This is a genomic window from Halarchaeum sp. P4 (assembly GCF_051195175.1).
In the GTDB taxonomy this organism is placed as follows: Archaea; Halobacteriota; Halobacteria; order Halobacteriales; family Halobacteriaceae; genus Halarchaeum.
The window spans coordinates 1-3154 of record NZ_JBNTKC010000009.1 but is presented as its reverse complement, the minus strand read 5'-3'; the positions used below and the strand labels follow the sequence as shown (position 1 = coordinate 3154).

4 protein-coding genes are annotated in these 3154 nt (G+C 65.2%); all 4 read right to left on the bottom strand.

Features of this window, described 5'->3' with window-relative positions:
* Window positions 1–137: 137 nt before the first annotated feature.
* On the bottom strand, window positions 138–503 hold the full coding sequence (locus ACQUS8_RS16065; protein WP_435102981.1) for a hypothetical protein: 366 nt from the start codon (window positions 501–503) through the stop codon (window positions 138–140).
* Between the two features lie 2 nt (window positions 504–505).
* A complete protein-coding gene (locus ACQUS8_RS16060; protein WP_435102979.1) occupies window positions 506–961 on the bottom strand; it encodes a hypothetical protein in 456 nt (151 codons plus the stop codon).
* 6 nt (window positions 962–967) lie between these two features.
* Complete coding sequence (locus ACQUS8_RS16055; RefSeq protein WP_435102977.1) at window positions 968–2425, bottom strand: hypothetical protein; 1458 nt, start codon at window positions 2423–2425, stop codon at window positions 968–970.
* A 175-nt stretch (window positions 2426–2600) separates the two neighbouring features.
* The coding region (locus ACQUS8_RS16050) for a hypothetical protein (protein ID WP_435102975.1) at window positions 2601–3154 on the bottom strand (554 nt) is incomplete at its 5' end.

The window sequence follows — 3154 nt, the reverse complement described above, 5'->3', positions numbered from 1 at the left end:
GCCGCGCCCGAACATGAGGATACCGCCGATAATCGTCGAGACGAACCCGAGGATGCCCTGCACAATCGGGCGGAAGACGACGCCGCGAATCTTCGACGCCGGGCTCCAGACCCAGTCGGGGATTGCCTTCGCCATCGCTACGACCTCCACATCCGCACGACCAGCGCGACGACCGACAGCACGACCAGGAACAGCAGGACGTTGAACGGAAGCTGGAACAGCCCCATATCGAGCGTCCCGCCACCCCAGATCGCGCCGGCGTCCGCGCGCAGTGCGGTGAGAAAGCGGTCGAGTTGGCCATCCGCGCCGTCGAGGATGCCCGTGGCGATTCGCGAGGGCAGCGTCAAAATCGAGAGGCTGCCCTCAATCCACGCGACGAACGTCGCGTAGACTGTGCCGCCGGCTATCGCTGAACCGAGCGCGCCCCATTGAATCCGATTATCGAAGGAGAGATACCGGTCTGAGCCGGTCTCGCCACCTCCGGATGGGCCGCGCGGAATCATCGCTATCCCTCGCCTCCGGCGTCCTCCTCCTCAACGCCCGTGAACGGACTGTCCCAGAACGTTCCCGGGAGGAAGTCACTCGTCGACGGCCGCCGCAGATACCACCCGATCATCGCGAACGTCACCAACAGAATCGCCGTCCCGAGCGGCAGCCCGAACAGCTCGAACTCTGCTACACTCGCTGCTGAAGCCTCAGACCCCGAAATGACGATTGTCAGCGGCTTCAGAATCAACGCGTCGATGACAGCGTCACCGATGTTGCTGATCGCGATAACCGGGAACAACAGCAGGTCCGTGAGTGCCTGAATCCCGGCAATGACCGATGACGACAGGGCGAACAGCCAGGCGCCGACTCCCTGCTTCGCAACGCCCGTAAGGGATCGCCCTTTCGCACGATGGATGTACTCCTCGGACGTCGTTCGCCCGGGCGTACTGTCTTCAGCTTCGTTGTGGGGCATCGGAGATCACCGTCCGAGCGCCCAGCGCCCACCGAGCACTGTCCCGATGAGCGCGAGGATCGACCCGAGCACCGGCACCGACGTCAGGTCGAACCCGAAGATTGTCCAGCCACTCGACGACGCGAACTGGCCGACCGCACCGCCAGTCTGCTTGAACTCGCTCTTCTCACCGTCAGTGACCGGGTACTCGAAGTGCAGCCCGATTGCCTGCCCCGACTGAATCGTCGAGTCGAGCGTCACCGTCTCGCCACGGCTGTCGAACTTGCTCGTCACGTCCGTCCACGAGGACACCTCGGAGAACTCCGTGTCACCGATGCCCTCCGCGACCTCGACCGTCTGGTAGCGCGACGCCGGCAGCTTCACCTCACTCGTCAACTCCGCGTTCGAGTAGCTCAGGTCGTACTGCGCCGGAAGCTCGAGCCGGTAGTAGACGTCGACCATCCACTTGAAGTCCGGCCAGCCGCTCGCCGTCGTGAACTCCACGTGCGCGTCGCTCTCCTTCGAGAGGTCCGCCGTCGAGAAGTTCATCGCGATATCCGCGTTGTGCACGACCGCATCCGAGAAGGCGTCACCGAGCGTGTCGAAGCCCGTCACGCCGTACGCGCCACTCGGCTCGTAGACCGTCCGCGTCTCGTCCATCGTCCCGTCGTCGTCCGTGTCGGCCTTCTGCTCGCCGAGCACGTACTTCGACATCTTCTCGACGTTCACGACACTGAAGCTCGCCTCGAGGTCGCCGTCCTGCACGTGCACCTCGACCGACTGGATGTCGTCGAACGTCCCGTCACTGCCGGACGCCGTCTGCGTCGTCAGCTTCCCGAGCTGGCGCTGACTCACGAAGCCCTCGCCCGTACTGTTCGCGAGCACATCCGCCGCGTTCGTCTGGTTCGAGGAGTCGATGATGAGGCGCTTGTAGTCGCCGTCCTGGTCGACCACACGCACCGTCGCGTGCGTCCCCGAGTCCAGCGTCGACACGTCCGCGAAGATCTGGACGTAGCGCTTGTTCTCGTCCGAATCCACCGACGCCGCGTAGCTCGCAGACGCCGAGTTCCCGGCCGCCATCGAGCCGTTCGTCGCGACACCAACCGCGTCCACACCGGACGCCGTCGACGTCTCCGAGACGGTCAGCCCGCTCTCAGTCCACTCGCTCGCATCGAGCGCACTCGCGTTACTGTCCCCGTGTGGGAACGCGCCCGCGTCCGAGAAGTTGATGTCCGTCGCGACGAGCGTCACCGGATTCGTCGCCGACTCGTTCACCGACGCGTTCAGCGACGAGAGCGACCCGCTATCACTCTCATACTGAATCGCCGACCAGTCGCCGACCCGATGGACGTCCTTCGTCACCTCCACCGGAATCTGCGCCGTCGCAACCGCCGTCGAACTGCTGTTGATCTTGTCCGGATCGTCAACCGTGTCGCCGGCCGCAACCGCCGTGCCAGCGAACACCGAGACGACCATCAATGCCATCAGAACCGCTGTCGTAAAGCGTGAGCTTCCGATTTTCATGCTGTCGTATAGTAGGACCGTAGTTCACCGCTGCGCGCCGCAGCGAGCGCCTGTTCGTCGCCGGGACAGGTCCCGCGGAGTGCCTCCACGTACGCCGCGAACTCCGGCGTCACGTAGAGTCCTCGAGGCGACCACGTCACGACCGACCACTCCATCGCGACCGGACGCTGACGTAGCCGACAAACAGACCAGCCGACGCCACGACCAGCCCGATGAGCGGTAACCACCCACCCGAGGAACCGAGGAGTGCGCCGGAGGCTACCAGGAGCACGACGGACAGGGGGAGGCCGGCGGTCGCGTGCTCCTCTGAGAGACCGAAACCGCGCATCTCGACCTCCCGCCGGTCGACGACACCACCGTCCGGCATCGCCTCCTCGTCGTCCTCCTCCTCGTCCCGGTAGCTGACTCCGACCTCAGACGGCACCCGAACGTGCGGAAACTCCATGTCGAGGTCCACGCGCACCTGGCCGTCGAGGCTAGGCGCGTCGATCGCCGTCTCCTGGCCGTTCTGCCGAACCGCGACCTCACCGCCGGCGCGCTCCGTCATCGCGAGACCCTCCCCGCGAGACGCTTCGCGGCAGCCTTCAACCGACCACGCAGTGGCCCGTTCTGGCTGATGCAGCCCGCCCGCTGATGCTGCGGCGACTTCATCGATACTCACCTGCCCGAAGCTCGGCCTCGCGACGATCA